Origin of the sequence: Bacillus sp. UNC322MFChir4.1 (genome assembly GCF_000746135.1) — a bacterium.
GTDB lineage: Bacteria > Bacillota > Bacilli > Bacillales > Bacillaceae_G > Bacillus_A.
This window is the reverse complement of sequence record NZ_JQKQ01000015.1, coordinates 34,073-50,340: the sequence shown is the minus strand read 5'-3', so window position 1 is coordinate 50,340 and position 16,268 is coordinate 34,073. Positions and strand designations below refer to the sequence as shown.

16 protein-coding genes are annotated in these 16,268 nt (G+C 31.7%); 1 reads left to right on the top strand and 15 read right to left on the bottom strand.

The features are described from left to right. Positions 1-106: 106 nt before the first annotated feature. The 15 genes from BR72_RS08415 to trpD are packed head-to-tail and all read right to left on the bottom strand — an operon-like array spanning position 107 to position 14,614. Positions 107-1,450 (bottom strand): nucleotide sugar dehydrogenase, encoded by a 1,344-nt coding sequence (locus tag BR72_RS08415; RefSeq protein WP_035431908.1) that lies wholly within the window; start codon positions 1,448-1,450, stop codon positions 107-109. Positions 1,451-1,473: 23 nt separating this feature from the next. Then, complete coding sequence (locus BR72_RS08410) at positions 1,474-2,151, bottom strand: phenylalanine--tRNA ligase beta subunit-related protein (RefSeq protein WP_035431906.1); 678 nt, start codon at positions 2,149-2,151, stop codon at positions 1,474-1,476. Between the two features lie 20 nt (positions 2,152-2,171). Beyond that, complete coding sequence (locus BR72_RS08405; RefSeq protein WP_035431904.1) at positions 2,172-2,588, bottom strand: DUF6917 domain-containing protein; 417 nt, start codon at positions 2,586-2,588, stop codon at positions 2,172-2,174. Beyond that, complete coding sequence (locus BR72_RS08400; protein WP_035431902.1) at positions 2,585-3,520, bottom strand: Gfo/Idh/MocA family protein; 936 nt, start codon at positions 3,518-3,520, stop codon at positions 2,585-2,587. Before BR72_RS08400 ends, BR72_RS08405 begins: the two co-directional genes overlap by 4 nt. Positions 3,521-3,541: 21 nt before the next feature. Then, complete coding sequence (locus BR72_RS08395; RefSeq protein ID WP_035431900.1) at positions 3,542-4,654, bottom strand: Ldh family oxidoreductase; 1,113 nt, start codon at positions 4,652-4,654, stop codon at positions 3,542-3,544. After that, positions 4,651-5,952, bottom strand: coding sequence for a M20/M25/M40 family metallo-hydrolase (locus BR72_RS08390; protein ID WP_051957264.1), 1,302 nt, complete (start codon positions 5,950-5,952; stop codon positions 4,651-4,653). The genes BR72_RS08395 and BR72_RS08390 overlap by 4 nt, the downstream gene beginning before the upstream one ends. A 1-nt stretch (position 5,953) precedes the next feature. Further along, positions 5,954-6,817 (bottom strand): sugar phosphate isomerase/epimerase family protein, encoded by an 864-nt coding sequence (locus BR72_RS08385; RefSeq protein WP_035431898.1) that lies wholly within the window; start codon positions 6,815-6,817, stop codon positions 5,954-5,956. Beyond that, entirely contained in the window at positions 6,798-7,919 is a 1,122-nt protein-coding gene (locus BR72_RS08380; RefSeq protein WP_035431896.1) for a DegT/DnrJ/EryC1/StrS family aminotransferase, read from the bottom strand. Before BR72_RS08380 ends, BR72_RS08385 begins: the two co-directional genes overlap by 20 nt. After that, positions 7,916-9,070, bottom strand: coding sequence for a DegT/DnrJ/EryC1/StrS family aminotransferase (locus BR72_RS08375; RefSeq protein WP_035431893.1), 1,155 nt, complete (start codon positions 9,068-9,070; stop codon positions 7,916-7,918). The genes BR72_RS08380 and BR72_RS08375 overlap by 4 nt, the downstream gene beginning before the upstream one ends. Positions 9,071-9,087: 17 nt before the next feature. Beyond that, positions 9,088-10,107: a Gfo/Idh/MocA family oxidoreductase gene (locus BR72_RS08370; RefSeq protein ID WP_035431891.1), complete on the bottom strand. Its 1,020-nt coding sequence runs from the start codon at positions 10,105-10,107 to the stop codon at positions 9,088-9,090. After that, entirely contained in the window at positions 10,092-10,739 is a 648-nt protein-coding gene (locus tag BR72_RS08365; RefSeq protein ID WP_035431889.1) for a phosphoribosylanthranilate isomerase, read from the bottom strand. Before BR72_RS08365 ends, BR72_RS08370 begins: the two co-directional genes overlap by 16 nt. 14 nt (positions 10,740-10,753) lie before the next feature. Then, on the bottom strand, positions 10,754-11,569 hold the full coding sequence (gene trpA / locus BR72_RS08360; RefSeq protein WP_035431887.1) for a tryptophan synthase subunit alpha: 816 nt from the start codon (positions 11,567-11,569) through the stop codon (positions 10,754-10,756). Beyond that, positions 11,566-12,768: a tryptophan synthase subunit beta gene (gene trpB / locus BR72_RS08355; RefSeq protein WP_051957271.1), complete on the bottom strand. Its 1,203-nt coding sequence runs from the start codon at positions 12,766-12,768 to the stop codon at positions 11,566-11,568. The genes trpA and trpB overlap by 4 nt, the downstream gene beginning before the upstream one ends. Positions 12,769-12,797: 29 nt before the next feature. Next, entirely contained in the window at positions 12,798-13,583 is a 786-nt protein-coding gene (gene trpC, locus BR72_RS08350; protein ID WP_035431884.1) for an indole-3-glycerol phosphate synthase TrpC, read from the bottom strand. After that, the gene (trpD, locus tag BR72_RS08345; RefSeq protein WP_051957263.1) at positions 13,580-14,614 is read right to left on the bottom strand and encodes an anthranilate phosphoribosyltransferase; all 1,035 of its coding nucleotides are present in this window, start codon (positions 14,612-14,614) and stop codon (positions 13,580-13,582) included. Before trpD ends, trpC begins: the two co-directional genes overlap by 4 nt. 145 nt (positions 14,615-14,759) lie before the next feature. Between trpD and pdxR the strand changes: the two genes are divergently transcribed. Continuing rightward, entirely contained in the window at positions 14,760-16,157 is a 1,398-nt protein-coding gene (gene pdxR / locus BR72_RS08340) for a MocR-like pyridoxine biosynthesis transcription factor PdxR (protein ID WP_035431880.1), read from the top strand. Positions 16,158-16,268: the final 111 nt, after the last annotated feature.

The following is a 16,268-nucleotide window of genomic DNA, read 5'->3' as shown; positions in this document are numbered from 1 at the left end:
AAAACATTATTTTTTAGTACCACTTATACCATGAGTGGCACTAAAAATAAAAATCTCATTACAAAAACCCTGATACCTATTTTGATTGCAGTATCAGGGTTTTTATCTAGCTAGTCAATAATTCTGTTTTTTCACATTTTTTAATCGGTTTCCCAATCATAAAAATATTATTGCCATCAATCCCATCAGTCACATTTTTGGTATCTAATATTTTCTTAGCATATTTTGATATTAGAAATGGATTGTATATAGTATGTGGTGTCATAAGTACTATACAATCATATTCATTTAATTGCTCATAGTGTAAGGAGATATTAAATATTTCTTTTCCTTCTTTATCTTGTATAGTACTAGCGTATGGTTCGTTGACCCAAACTTCTGCTCCAAAATTTCTTAGAAGATGATAGACTTCTAAACTTGGTGATTCTCTACAATCACCTACATTAGGTTTATATGACATCCCTAATAACAGAATTTTCGCTCCATTTAAACACTTTTTATCTATATTTAAAATTTCTCCAATTTTTTTCACTACGTATTGCGGCATACTTTTATTAACTTCTTGTGCAGTTTCAATGAATCGACTGAAAAAATTTGCACCCCTTGCTTTCCAAGATAGATACATTGGATCCAAAGGAATACAATGTCCTCCTATTCCTGGACCAGGATAAAAAGGCATAAAGCCAAAAGGTTTGGTTTCTGCTGCTTTAATAACTTCCCATATATTAATATCAAGTTTTTCACACATTATAGCCATTTCATTTATAAATGCAATATTAATACTTCTAAAAGTATTCTCTAGTAATTTAGACATCTCTGCTACACGTGGAGAAGATACTGGAAATATATCTTTTACTATGTTACTATATAATCTTTTTCCTAATTCAAGACAATTTTTAGTGATACCACCAATTACTTTAGTTGTATTATATAAGTTGTATTTTTTGTTACCTGGATCTATTCTTTCTGGAGAAAAACATATATATACATCTACTCCAGTTGTGAACCCTTGTTGAACCAAAGAAGTATTGAGTATCTCTTCGGTTGTTCCTGGATATGTAGTAGATTCTAATATGATTAAGCAATCTTTCTTCAAAAAAGATTTTAACTTCTCAATTACCGAAACTATACAGGAAATATCTGGCTGAAGATTTTCATCTAATGGAGTTGGTACACAAATAATTATAACATCTAAATCTTTTATCTTATGGTAAATGCTGGTTGCTTGAAATTTTCCTCTATCAACAAGTTCTTTAAGTATACTTTTATCTATTTCTTCAATAGAGGAGTCTCCATTATTTAATTGGTCTACTTTTTGTATGTTATTATCTATACCAATAACATCAAATTCACTTTTTGCAAAAGCGATAGCTAGCGGAAGACCAACATATCCTAAACCAATAACGCCGATCTTAGCACTCTTTGTATCTATTTTATCTATTAAATTCATTCGAGTAGCCTCCTAAGTATAGATTAAACTACGGTAGATATATCATAAAAAGATGCTAAACGATCTAGCGCTTGTTCAACAGCATTTTCAACATCTTCTTTTTTAATACCATTGATTTGGCAACCCATTACTCGAATTTCAGCTGTATGAGCAGTGATTTTCTGAAATTCACTATCTCTATAACAAAATTGAGAAAGAACTTTCTCTTCATCTCTTAGTATTAAAGTACCTGGATCCAAATTTATTATTTCTTCTGCCCCTAAAGGAAGGAATTTATCATTACATTTAGAAACATCAAGAATAATTTCACCTTTGACTTTTTGTAAATCAAATACTCCTAAAGGGATAAGTGAACTAACTGCTGCTAAATTAACTAAATCTACTATTTGATTTATCTTTGGGTACTTATTTATTTCAGTTTTTATTAAAAATCTCTGAATAATATTCTGAACAGAAGGAGGATACTTCTTCGTATCGATACCTAAATATTCAAAAAATTCTTTATATAAGTAAATATTTTTAAATTCTAATAGGTCTTTTTTTGATTTCCCTCTCCACTTATCATGCTGTTTTTTCCATAATATTTCTATCGAGTTATCCATTTCAGTTTTTTTGGAATTGAGATATAAATCTTTATAATATATATTAAGATGGGGAAATAAATTTTTTACTGCATCTGTTACATTCATACTTTCAAACATTAAGTATTCCTCCTACTTAATTAGATATTTTTGTTTCCTGAATCTACAAAAATAATAGGATCTTCAATTATAATATCTAGATCTTGAGAAGATAATACCTTATCAGTCTTAATAATAATGTTATAATGATTTGGAAAATGGCATTCATCAAAACCCAGCACTGTACCAATGTGTTTATCTGCCACTTTTACAATATCACCTTTTTGTATTACTCCACCTTTATTTATCTCAATAAATCCTAAAAAACCTACTACATTAATGATATCACCTTCAACCAAATCACCATAAATTGTAGTTACTATTTCGTGAATTTCCCCTTCTCTTATACATCTAGTTTTAAAATTGGCTAAATTCATTTTTCTGTTATCTTGTTTGTGAAATAATAGCTTAACAAATTGACCAGCTACATTTCTCTTTATTTTTTGTTTTACTATCATTTTATCCCCTCCTTACTTGCATTAAGCTTTTCCATAGAATAAACACTATTAACTAATCTGACAGCATCTAAACCAGCTTCTCCGTATTGAGCGCCTTCATTAATGATCTGACAAAAATCTTTAATTATTTCTCTATACTCGTGATACAGAGATGATTTAAATATAGTAAAGTTATTTAGCATATCGATAAAAATACACTTACCATCTTTTGTAAATATTTCTACATCTTTTTTTTCTCCGAATTTGTATTCCCAATCTAATTCCACTTCAATTGGTATTCCTTCATTGTTTTTTAATTTAACAAACGCCTGTAGATCGATGTCTTGATTATTTCTAATAACTTCTACATCTGTTACGTGAAGTTCTCCTAAAAAGAATGAGAGAGTATCAAACACATTTGGACCGTTATCAACTACACACCCGCCTCCACATTTTTTTGGCTCTAAATACCAGCTATCATTTCCGGCATGCTCTTTTATATCTTCAAGATAGCTTGCTTTAACTTTAGTAATATCTTTTATAAAATTAATTTTTTTCAACCCAGCTAAGAAGTTTTCATTATATCTTCTGTGAAACGCGGTAAAAAGTGTTGTTTTTTTCTTTTTTGCAATTAAAGATAATTCTCTCGCATCATCAATTTTTGTAGTTAATGGTTTTTCACAACAGACATTAATACCTAATTCCAAAGCATGTTTACATATTTCATAATGTTTATCATTAGGTGCGTTAATAATTACTCCATCAAGATCTGTTCTCTGAAATAGTAATTTATAATCTTTATAACAATCTATTCCCTGCTCAGAAAACTTTTCAAGCTTTTTAATATTAATATCGCATACTGCAATTAACTTCACATTTTCAAGATATCCTATAGCGTCCAAATAAAACTTTGAAATCACACCTAAACCAATAATACCTAATTTAAATTCCACTTGATTTCCTCCTTATAAATATTAATTAATAATAAGATCACACTCTTCTAATAACTTGTGTTCAGGAATAGATATATTTATATTTCGAGATAAATTTTTTAATGATTTTACAATTAATTCATCAATAACTATATTTTCTTGTTTCCGTGTACTTTCTAAATAACCAGGATATAATACCTGTTTAGAATTTGTATTTGTAGGACAGTTAAGTAAAGCTTCTAACATAGAATCCATACGATTTTTAAAATTATCTATAGATTGAAAGGCCTCAATATTTATTGCCATAAAAAAATGCCCTATATTATAATCGTTTTTACATAGATCACTATGAATAAGCGCATTCTCATTAGGACCAACATCAGCTCCTGATAAGATTCCACATAAGATATCAACTAATAAAGCTAAACCATAACCTTTATTACCTCCAGTTTCTGGAGATCCTCCAAGAAACTGAATATAACCTCTTTGCTCTATATAATCGATAGGATCTGTTGTTGATTCACCGTTTTTATCTATTAACCAACCTTTTGGAATCTGTTTTCCTTGTCTAGCTGCTTCCTTAATTTTACCTGTAGCTGCTACTGTAGTACTCATATCTAATATATAAGGAGGATTCTTTTTTGCAGGCGCACTAACACTAATAGGATTAGTTCCTATCATATTCACAATCCCCCCTACTGGTGGGGCTACACCTTGTGAACCAAGATTTGTCATTGAAAAACCTATCATATTTTCAGATAGCGCCTTGGTACTGTAGTAACCTGCACTACCAAAATGAGAACTATTGCGCACTACAGTTATGCCTACTCCAAATTCTTTTGCCTTTTGAATTGCAATATTCATTGCATTGTCTCCCACTACCAGCCCTAATCCGTTATTACCATCTAACACTGCAATAGCTTTTTCGTTTTTTATAACTTTAACTTGAGCTTTACAATTAATTTCTTTGTTTAGTATTTTAGTAATGTAAATTCTTTCTAGGTTTGCGATACCATGTGTTGAAAAACCATTTTTATCTGCATACGATAAAACTTTTGTTGCTACTTCGCTATCTGTTGCATTAAGGCCGTATGATACAAAGACATTTTTTACAAAATCAAATATATCTTTCTGATTGAAACTATAGAATTTCAAATAATCACCTTCTGCTTTTGAGAATTTTTATTAAAACATAAAAGAATATTCTTTATATCATTACAAAAACTTTCAAGTTGATTCTTATTAATAAATTCATTGTTACTGTGTGCATGATTCTTCTCTAAACTACCTGGACCATATACTATTGTGTAGTTATTTTCTTTTTGTGCCCACATCGCATCACATGTAAATGCTTTATTACTAAGCTGACTTGGTAAGCGTTTAAGTCCAGCATCATAAAGTAAACGCTCAAAAAAGTTATTTCGATTATTTAAAACTGGGAGTCCCTTTTTTAGCCACTTTAATTCAGTTATATCTTCAATCGTATTTACAGTTCGGGTTATTTCTACAGTATCCCTAAACTTGTCTTTAAATTCTCGAAGAGATTGATGGTAGGTTGCCTCTACTTCTCTTTCAATTATTTTTTGTACCTCAATAGATGGATATGCAAAATTAAACTTTAACGATCCAGAACCATAAATTTTATTATGCATGGAACCTGTATATAGTCCTGATAAGCATATCTTTGCACCTATTGCATTTAGTTTCTCTGATAGTGGTTTCATCATACTTTGAGCTAAAAAACCTAATATCAATGTAGCATTATGTCCTGAATTAGGTGCATCATCTGTTGAATCTTCTCCTTTTACAACGATATTAGCAGTCATTGAAGTTGTAGATTTGTCAATAAAATACCCTTCTGTCGGTTCTACAAATATATTTAAAGACCCTAAATATCCTTTTTGACACATTAATTTTGTCCCATAAATCCCCATCGCACCACCTTCTTCACCCGATACAGCTTGTATCAGAATTCGAGTATTATCTTTTAGAGATGGCACCTCTTTCAAAGCAGCATCAATACCAGCTAACAGAGCAACTGCAGGTCCCTTCATATCCACAGCCCCTCTTCCAGTAAAAACACCATTTTTATAACTACCAGGAATATATCCTTCTACTGTGTCTATATGGAAATTAAACATAATTGTCTGGTTAATATGCTTTGCATTTCCATACTCCAATACTAAATTAGGCTGTGAAGATAAAAATGTTTCGCCCATACTTTCATAATGCTGTATTACAATTTGAGGAGTTTTATCTGTTAACACATCCTCTTTACTAGGTGATTTAAGATATATAGTTTTAAACCCTAATTTATGTGCGGCTGTTTTGTATATATTTAAAGCTCTTAAGTTTTCACTAGGTGAGTTAGTCTCCATTGGCGTTACCGTATTAACATTTATTAAATTCAGGAGTAAACATTCATAATATTCATTCAAAAATGAATGCACCATTTTAATACCCTCCAATTTTCACATCTTGTTCAATTATTTCCCTCAATGCTCTACCATACCGAATATAAGAAGAGAGCATATTAGTTTCACCTAAAGTATTTCTAAGATGAGGAATTAAATGGATATGTGGTTCTATAGCTAATATTCCTTCATATCCTTTATCAAACAGAAACTGTAAACAACTAAGAACATTTGAATTTCCCTCCCCAGGAAATGTGAAAATCACTGTATTATCTTCTCTTCTTAAACTATCCTTAACATGCACATGTACTGTAAATGGATGTACTTTTTTGAGAAAGTCAAGGCTTTCATAACCATAAGAAACACCATTACCAATATCAAATAGAACTTTTAATGAGTCACTATTAATTTTTTCAAGCATTTCAAGTGTGTGCATAGCGCTTTGCCCAGCCCATCCAGCACAATTTTCATGAACAAGAATAACGTTCTCTTTTTCTGCGAGTTCTGTTAATATACTGATTCTTTCAAGAACTCGCTCTTTCCAATCATAATCTGTCATTCCATCGTTTGGATATGACATTATCCTTAAGTAAGTTGAACCTAATTGGTGCATCCTATCAGAAAGAACTTTTAATTCTTCTTTATCTTGAAAAAATTCAGTGGTAATTGGTTTATCCCAATTTCCTATTGTGGAAGATACCGTTGTAACTTTTAAGTGGCTGGAATGAATCATTGATTTTAGTTTTTGAAATTTGATATGGTCTACTTCTGCCAAAGCTATTCCTTCAATTGATCTCAATTCAATTTCATCCCAACCTAGTAAAAGATGTGCTTTAATTTGAGATTCTATAGATGAACCAGCTTCATCAGCTATTCCACTTAACTTAATACTTTTTTTGATCATAGAAGGCTTTCACCTCATTTACAATACTATAAGCTTCTTCTTCAGACATCTCCGGATACAAAGGCAGTGCTAAACTCATTCTTGAAAAGGCCTCAGCTTTAGGAAAGTCTCCTTTCGCATATCCTAAATAACTAAATGCCTCCTGTTCATGAAGTGCAAGCGGATAGTAAATAACAGTCTCAATACCTTTTGAATATAAGTATTTCTTTAGCTCATTTCTATCCAAAGCTTTTATCACATATGTGTAATAGACACGTTTATAATCAACAGTTGGTGGAATTTGAAGATAAGACTTTAATAAAGATAATTCTTCATTGTATATATTTGCTATCATCTGCCTCCTATGATTAAGTTGATCAAGCTTTTCTATTCTAGAACTAATAAAAGCCGCTACTAGCTCATCCATACGACAGTTATATCCTAAAAGTTGATGATAAAATCGTTTTTTTCCATCTTGACCATGATTTCTCAACATTCTACACTTTATAGCTAATTCATCATTATCAGTTATAATTATCCCTCCATCTCCAATACCACCTATAGGCTTAGCTGGGAAGAAAGAGTATAAACCAATATCTCCTAATAATCCTGATGAGATACCATTCATTTTGCTACCTAATGAAACCGCACTATCTTCTACTACTGTCAACCCATATTTATTTGCAATTTTTTTAATCTTTATCATATCTGCCATAACAGAAAATAAGTGAACAGCGATTATTATACGGCTATTAGATGTTATTTTTTTTTCTAAATCTTCAGGATCAATCATTCCTGTATTTTCATCAACTTCTACAAATACCGGTTTTCCTCCTAATAAAGCTATAGCACTTGCAGAAGAAATAAAAGAGAATGCAGGAGTTAAGACCTCTACGCCAGGTCCTACTCCTAAAGCTTTTAATATAATCATTAACGCAGCCGTTCCATTAGAAACAGCAATAGCATTTTTTGCACCTGTATAACTTTTTATTTTCTTTTCTAACTTCTCTACTTTTTCTTTTAGTATAAAATTATCTGAGATACCCACTTCATAGACAATCGATTTAATGTTTTCTTTTTCATGAGCATATCTCTTAGCATAATTTAGAAATGCATGCTTCATTTGTATCCTCCTCCCGCATAGAAGCCTTTTATCACATTACATACATACCCAATCTCTTTTTCAGTTAGATCTGGATAAAGTGGCAACCCTAAAGCGTGTAAGGAAGCTTTCTCAGCATTTGGGAAATCCCCTAAGTTATAATTTAGGTAATCAAAGCAAGGTTGCATGTGTAGAGGATAAGGATAATATGCCTCAGTACCAATACAATGTTCCATCATATATTTAGCCAGTCGGTCTCTATTTTCAGCTTGTATTAAATATACATAATATACGTGATTAAACGAATACGTATTTTGAGATATCACGGGTGTTTTTACAAACGGATACATTTCCTCTAAATGTTTATCGTATAACCCAGCTAAGTAGTTTCTTCGTTTAATATCATCTGAAAGATACTTTAGCCTTACCTCTAAGACAGCTGCTTGAATATCATCCATCCGACTATTAAAACCAATTATATTGTGTATATATTTGTTATTATGTATTTGTCCATGATGTCTAATCGCTTTGCATTTTTCTGCAAAATCATCACTGTTTGTAAGAATCATTCCTGCATCCCCAATTGCACCTAATGTCTTAGTTGGAAAGAAAGATAATACACCAGCTTGGCCGTGCAAACCAGCATGTATTCCTTCTGTCCACATTCCTATACCTTCCGCGCTATCCTCTAAAATTGTAAGGTGATATTTGTGAGCTATCTCTTTTATTTTTTGCATGTCTGCCATTTGTGTGAACAAATGAACTGGCATAATCGCTTTAGTCTTAGCTGTTATTTTTTGTTCGATTTTTTCCGGACAAATATTATAAGTTAATGGATCAATATCGACAAAAACAGGTGTAGCACCTATATTAGCTATGCTAGAAGCAGAAGCGAAAAAGGTATAACAGGGTACTATTACCTCATCTCCAGCCTTTATTCCAGATGCTTTTAAGATAATTTGTAATGCATCTGAAGCATTATTAACAGCAATGGCATGTTTCGCATTGGTATATGTTTGTATTGAAGATTCAAATTTTTTCACCATAGTTCCATTTATAAACTCTCCATCCAAAACTAACGAATCTAATAATTCAGATATTTCATCCCATTGACTTAGAAATGACTGTTTATTAGAGAAAAATGGCACATCTATATCCATCTTCACATTCATAACATTTCTCCTTTTGATTAATTAATGATTAAATTCTCAATAGCCAGTTTTTTTGCTTGATCAAGCATAGCCACTACTTGTTTGTTAAAATGCATATCACTAACCGGTTTTTTTGATTTCATATCATTAAAATAAGTATAATATTCTAGAAAACAGGAGCTAAGTGAATCATCATAAATTAATTCTGATGTAATGAGTTGGTGATTTTTATTAAAGAGCATAAATTTTGAATAACTATCATCTGAACCTGATGGATAATATCCAACTATGGTGTATTCATCAAATGAAACTTTTATCATTCTTTTCCGTACCAGACTAGTTAGATTCGATTTTATAAAACACAGGCTACCACTGGGATGTTGCAGTGTGATTTCTGCTCCTCCCATACCAACTAGTTTCTTTTGATCAATATTCATATCATAAATTTTAGAATGAACAATTTTTGTATTAACACCTAATAAATAACACGCAAGTGCTAATTGGTGTGGTGTTTCAACTTCGAAAGCATTTGTGTGTGAAGTATTATTTATACTCCTACTAAATCTAGGTTTATCTTGTTCTAGTAAAATCTCACGAACATTTCCATATAAACCATTGTCAATATGATCCTTTATTTTATATGTCAAACTACTGGACAACCAATTAGCAATTATAATAATATTAATATCTTTATCTTCTGAGTATTCAATCAATTTATTCAACTCTTTTATATTTGTAGTTAAAGGTTTTTCTACTATAATATTTTTAAAACCTAAATTTACACCTTCCATAATTGTCGGAACATGTTGATTTGGTGGTGTACATATATGGAGCACTGAATCTTTGATAACATTTGGATTACACTTAACTAGTTCATATATACTTCTATATAATGGTAGGGGTTCAATACAATTATTTTTCTCTATAAACGGATCTACTATTAATATATTTTGTTTAAATAATTGTTTATTTTCAGCAGAAAAAGCTGCTTTTTTTATACAAGGAAGATGTAAATACTGACCAGAACGACCAAATCCAACTATTATTGACTGTAACATGATTCGCTCATCCCCACTTTTTGTATATTATATTTCTGACATATTTTCACAAACTCATACATTCGTTTCATATCTTTCATACCATCTTTTTCTACTCCACTACTAACATCTACAGCTAAAGGCCTAATTTTTTTAATAGCTTGAAGTAAGTTTTCAGGCGTAAGCCCTCCAGCTAATATGACGTTTCCATATTCACTTGCCTTTGTTGCTAAATTCCAATCAAATACTTTACCTGTCCCACCAGATTGACCTTGAACAAAACTATCCAGGACAAAAGCATAAGTATTATATTTCTTCATAGAATAGATATCTTCTTCACTTTTTACTTTTATCGTTTTAATAACAGGTACATTGATTTTAGAACAATATTCAGGAGATTCTACTCCATGAAGTTGCACATATGTTAAACCACAGTATTTTGCTATTTCGTTTACTTTTTCTATTTCTTCATCAACAAATACTCCAACTGCATTAGTAAAAGGAGGTAGTTTACTAATTATTTCCTTCACAGTATCTGAGTCAACTTGTCTTTTACTAGATGAAAATACAAACCCTATAGCATTAGCCCCTAAAGAAACAGCTGCTAAAGCTTCTTTATATGTTCTTATTCCACAAATTTTTATAAGTGGCATTATTTATTTTCACCTCAAACTCTATTTTCACTTAATTTAGTACTTTCTTTGAGTGCTTTAATAAAATTTGAAACAGCTCCTAATCGATTTTGAGGAGGTGTTTCTTTTATTAAGCGTATTAAAGCACTACCAACTATTGCCCCATCAGCATATTTCGATACACTTGCAACATGACTAGGGTGTGATATACCAAACCCAATGGCAAGAGGCAGTTTAGTTCTAGGTCTTATTTTTTTCATGAAATTTGGAAGGGCCTCCGGTAGATTATCTCTTTCTCCTGTTATACCCATTACAGCAATACAATAGATAAAACCTGAACCAGATTTTGTAACAAAATCTATTCTTTCTTCATCACTTGAAGGAGATAAAAAAAATATAATGTTAATATTGTGGTTTCTCGCATAATTAATCCAATCTTCAGCCATTTCTGGTGGTAAGTCTGGTATAATCAGGGCGTTAACACCCACCTCATTAGCATCTACAACAAAATTTTTAAAATTATAAGCTAAAAATGAGTTACAATACCCCATTAATGCAATCGGGATATTATTACCACTTTTTCTAACTTGCTTGACAACTTCAATGCATTTTTTCAACGTAACCCCTTCGCTTAATGCTATTTTTGAAGCTTCTTGTATAATAGGCCCATCCGCTAATGGGTCTGAGCAAGGAACACCTAATTCAATAATATCTGCTCCCGCTTCAGTAATAGTGTTAATATATTCAACTGTCTCTTTTAAATTTGGATATCCTACAGGTATGTAAGGAATCAGTGCCGCTTGATCTTTATTCTTTAATTTTTCAAAAGTATTTTCAATTATACTTTTCATAGCATAAATACCTCCTTAGAATAAAAGTTTAAAGCTTTTATTGCCTGATCTAAATCTTTATCACCTCTTCCTGAAAGATTTACAATTATTGTTTGGTCATTAGTCATAGTAGGAGCAATCTGCAAGGCTTTTGCGACAGCATGTGCTGATTCTATCGCTGGAATTATGCCCTCTGTTTTACTTAATATTTGAAAAGCTTTTAAAGCCTCCTTGTCATCAATAGCTGTGTATTCTACCCTACCAATATCTTTTAGATAACTATGCTCGGGCCCTGCCCCAGGATAGTCAAGACCAGGTGCTATACTTTTTGTTTCTTTTATTTGCCCATCTTCATCTTGCAGGATATAGGTTTTGAAACCTTGTATAATACCGATTTTCCCTTCAATAAGAGGAGCAGCATGTTGTCCGCTTTCTATTCCTAGACCAGCAGCTTGTACGCCAATTAATCTAACATTTTTATCCTCCAAAAAGGAACTAAATATACCAATTGCATTACTTCCTCCTCCTACACAAGCAATGATACAATCAGGAAGTTTACCAGTTTCAGTTAATATTTGTTGTTTGGCTTCCTTTCCAATGATAGATTGAAAGTGTCTAACAATTTTAGGGAAAGGATGCGGCCCCACTACTGAACCTAACAAATAATGGGTATTATCAGCGTTAGTTATCCAATCACGAATAGCTTCAGTAATAGCATCTTTAAGAGTCCCTGCTCCTTTTTCCACCAACCTTACATCTGCTCCTAACAGCCTCATTCTTTGGACATTTGGCGCTTGCCTTTTAGCATCATAAGCACCCATGTAGATAACACATTCTAAGTTAAGGAAACTGCAAACAGTAGCCACTGCAACACCATGTTGCCCAGCTCCAGTTTCAGCAACAATTCTCTTTTTTTTCATTTTCTTTGCCAAAAGAGCTTGTCCCAAAGCGTTATTTATTTTATGCGCTCCAGTATGTGTTAAATCTTCTCTTTTCAAATAAATCTTTGCACCATTTAAATCATTAGTTAACTGCGTAAGCGGCGTAAGCGGCGTTGGTCTTCCTACAAATTTTTCTAATAACCTATCTAATTCCTCATTGAATAAGCTATCTTTAATTAAACGATTAAATTCACTTTCAAAAACATTTAAATTTCCAACTAAAGATTCAGCCACATAGGCACCGCCATATTCACCAAAAAAACCTTTCACTTCTATCATTCCTTTCATTGAATAACTGTATTTTAATGTTATTTAACATTTATCAATTCTTTAATCTTTTTTTCTATATTTGTTGACTGCAGTATTGCTTCTCCAACAAGCATACCGTCAAATCCCATCTCTTGGGCTAGGATTACATCCGATTGATTTTTTATGCCACTTTCACTTACAGTTAAATAATTACTAGGAATCGCATTTTTCATAGCTTTTGATTTATTTAAATCTACCTTAAACGTTTGTAAATCTCTATTATTTATACCAATAATACGCGCACCTGCTTCAATGGATAATTCAACTTCTTCTAAAGTAAAAGTTTCAGTAAGAACTTCCATTTCTAACTGATGTGCAGTATTTATTAGTTTTATTAAGTTTGGTTTATCTACTGCTCTTACAATAATGAGAACAGCATCAGCACCATTAGCTCTTGCTTCGTAAATTTGATATTCATCAACAATAAATTCTTTATACATAACGGGAAGAGATATTTGAGGATCAGTGGCAATTAAACGTAAGTTTTCAACACTCCCGCCAAAAGATTTTTCATCCACTATCACCGATATAGCCCTCGCACCACTTCTTTCATACGCTCTTGCTAGTTTAACTGGTTCAAACTCTTCCCTTAGTACCCCTTTTGACGGAGATTTATGTTTAACCTCAGCAATAAGTGACATATTTTCTTTCCCTATTGCTTCATAAAAGTTCCTTGTTTCTCTAACATTTTTAATTCTTTCTATCAGTACTTCTTTGGGTATATTTTTCTTTTTATTCTCCACCTCTGGTATTTTATATTTAATTATTTGGTCAAGTATATTCATAAAAGTCTTCCTCCGGCTAAAAGTTTATTTTGTTCTTTAATCTTTTCAAATTTTTCTTTTACTTTCCCATTGTGCAAATTTTTTTGGGCCAGGTTAACTCCCTCTTTCAAAGACTCTACCCTATCACCGATATAAAGAGCTGCTGCAGCATTTATGACACAGAAATCCTTAATTGGAGATGGTTTATTATTTATAATATCGTTAAATATTTCTATATTTCTCTTTACACCATCACCTTTAATATCTAAAAGACTATATCTTCGTAACCCTAGCTCTTCTGGTGTAACAGTGAAATTTTTTATCTCACTATTATGCACTTCATATATAACAGTAGGGGAGCTTATGCTCATTTCATCTAAACCATCCATGCCATGTACTATCAAAGCCCTTCTTCTTCCCACCTTCATTAGAAGATCAGCATATAAAGGGAGTAGTGATTTTTTAGATACACCTACTAATTGTGATGTCGGACGTGAAGGGCTACAAAGTGGACCTAATAAATTGAAGACGGTTTTAAATCCTATACTGCTCCGAATATTAGCTATCCTCCTCAGCCTCGGGTGATACAACTGTGTAAATAAAAAAGCAAAGTTAGTTTTCTCTAGCAGTTCCTGTGATTTACTAGGTGTTAAATCAATACTAATCCCAATAGCCTCTAATAAATCAGCACTTCCACATTTGCTGGTAGATGCTCTATTTCCACTTTTTGCAACAAATACGTCAGCTGATGATGCAATTAGTGCAGCCATTGTAGAGGCATTGAAAGATCCACTATGATCTCCACCTGTACCACATGTGTCTATAACATCCTGTTTAACTTCAAATGGTACCACTTCATCCATAATGTAATTTGCAAATCCCATTATTTCTTCTGTAGTTTCTCCTTTTGCTTTCAATGCAGTTAACAATGTAATAATTTTATCCCTGCTTAAAGATTTGCTAAGTATCTCTTTCATACAAAAATAAGCTTCTTCTTTGCTTAAATCATTTTTATTAATTAATTTAATGAGAATAGAATTATAGTCACACACGAACATCGCTCCCCTAATAATCCATAATTAATAAAATATGTTTCACTTGTGTATTAAATCTAACATGGTAAAATTCTCATATAAAGGACCATTCCAAAAAAAAACAGTAGTACCAATTTAATGGAAAATAGAGGTGAACTAGTACATGTTTTGGATTAAAATTGATAAATCATCATGTGTTTCCATAACTAGACAAATATACACACAAATTAGAAATGAGATTCTCTCAGGTAAGTTAAAAAAATGTAAGAAAATCCCTTCCACAAGGGAATTAGCTAACGAATTAAATGTTTCGAGAAATGTTGTATTAGGAGCATATGACTTATTGTATTCAGAAGGATATATTGAAAGTCGACAAGGTGCAGGAACTTTTGTAGCAACAAATATTTTATTTGAAAAAACAAATGTGGTTAATAATAAAGATATAAAGATGCATGATCAACTAGTTAAAGACGAAACTATTATAAATTTCAAGGCCGGATCACCAGATTTAACATTATTTCCAAGATGCCAGTGGCTTAAATGTTACAATGATACTATAAAAAATTCTTCAGATTTAATATTCGGTTATCATGATCCAGAAGGTTTATATGAATTGAGAAAAGCCTTGGTTGACTATTTATATATACATAGGGGAATGTGTTGTAAAATCGATAATATTATTATTACTAATGGTGCTGCCCAGGGATTATCTATCGTTTCTCAACTTCTAATCCATAAAAATAATTATATTTCTTTAGAGGATCCAAGTAGCCCAGATATTTATAATATTTTTCACAGTAGAGGGGCAAAGATAGAGTCTTTAGAAGTAGATGAATGGGGTATTTTAACTTCACAGTTAAATGAAAAAAAACCACCTAAGTTAATTTATGTTACTCCATCTCATCAATTCCCTATCGGGGGAACTCTTCCTATTCAACGTAGAATAGAATTAATTAACTATGCACGTAAACATGATGTTTATATAGTAGAGGATGATTATGATAGTGAATTTAGATATACAAGTCCAGTACTTAGTCCTCTTCAGGAATTAGAACCAAATTATGTAATATATTTAGGGACGTTGAGTAAAACTCTATCTCCCGCACTAAGAATGGGGTATATGATCTTACCAGATCATTTGGTCGAAAAGTGTCGGGAGATTAAATGGTATATCGACTTACATTCACCTAGTATAGAACAAAAGGTTCTTTCAAACTTTATAGTAGATAATCATTTAGACAGACAAATAAGAAGATCTAATAAGATATATAAAGAAAAAAATTCTTTTCTGGTAAAATCTTTAAAGGAAACATTCAAAGATATCAAGTTGTATGGATTTTCAACAGGTTTACATTTAGTAGTGGAATTTGCTGACCTGAAGTTTTCAGAAGATTTAATCAAAAATTTCAAGAACCAGGAAGTAATCCTTTATCCAGTTAAAAACTATTCAAGACAATCATCTAGACATGATAACAAATGGATTTTAGGATTTGGACATCTAACGTTGCCGCAAATTAAATGTGGTGTAGAAAGAATTAATAGTGCTATAAACTCGTGCTAAAAAGATTATATATCATTACATATGATTTTCTCTGTGCAATATAAAAAACTGATAGTTCTAACAAATGTTGGTTCTGGTGCAAAAAGACAATAAATAAAAAAAAGAATAATG

Bases quoted from the DNA above. Each gene is read 5' to 3' on its own strand.
- BR72_RS08415 (WP_035431908.1), bottom strand. From the start codon at position 1,450: ATGAATTTAATAGATAAAATAGATACAAAGAGTGCTAAGATCGGCGTT.
- BR72_RS08410 (WP_035431906.1), bottom strand. From the start codon at position 2,151: ATGTTTGAAAGTATGAATGTAACAGATGCAGTAAAAAATTTATTTCCC.
- BR72_RS08405 (WP_035431904.1), bottom strand. From the start codon at position 2,588: ATGATAGTAAAACAAAAAATAAAGAGAAATGTAGCTGGTCAATTTGTT.
- BR72_RS08390 (WP_051957264.1), bottom strand. From the start codon at position 5,952: ATGGTGCATTCATTTTTGAATGAATATTATGAATGTTTACTCCTGAAT.
- BR72_RS08385 (WP_035431898.1), bottom strand. From the start codon at position 6,817: ATGATCAAAAAAAGTATTAAGTTAAGTGGAATAGCTGATGAAGCTGGT.
- BR72_RS08380 (WP_035431896.1), bottom strand. From the start codon at position 7,919: ATGAAGCATGCATTTCTAAATTATGCTAAGAGATATGCTCATGAAAAA.
- BR72_RS08375 (WP_035431893.1), bottom strand. From the start codon at position 9,070: ATGAATGTGAAGATGGATATAGATGTGCCATTTTTCTCTAATAAACAG.
- BR72_RS08370 (WP_035431891.1), bottom strand. From the start codon at position 10,107: ATGTTACAGTCAATAATAGTTGGATTTGGTCGTTCTGGTCAGTATTTA.
- BR72_RS08365 (WP_035431889.1), bottom strand. From the start codon at position 10,739: ATGCCACTTATAAAAATTTGTGGAATAAGAACATATAAAGAAGCTTTA.
- trpA (WP_035431887.1), bottom strand. From the start codon at position 11,569: ATGAAAAGTATAATTGAAAATACTTTTGAAAAATTAAAGAATAAAGAT.
- trpB (WP_051957271.1), bottom strand. From the start codon at position 12,768: ATGATAGAAGTGAAAGGTTTTTTTGGTGAATATGGCGGTGCCTATGTG.
- trpC (WP_035431884.1), bottom strand. From the start codon at position 13,583: ATGAATATACTTGACCAAATAATTAAATATAAAATACCAGAGGTGGAG.
- pdxR (WP_035431880.1), top strand. From the start codon at position 14,760: ATGTTTTGGATTAAAATTGATAAATCATCATGTGTTTCCATAACTAGA.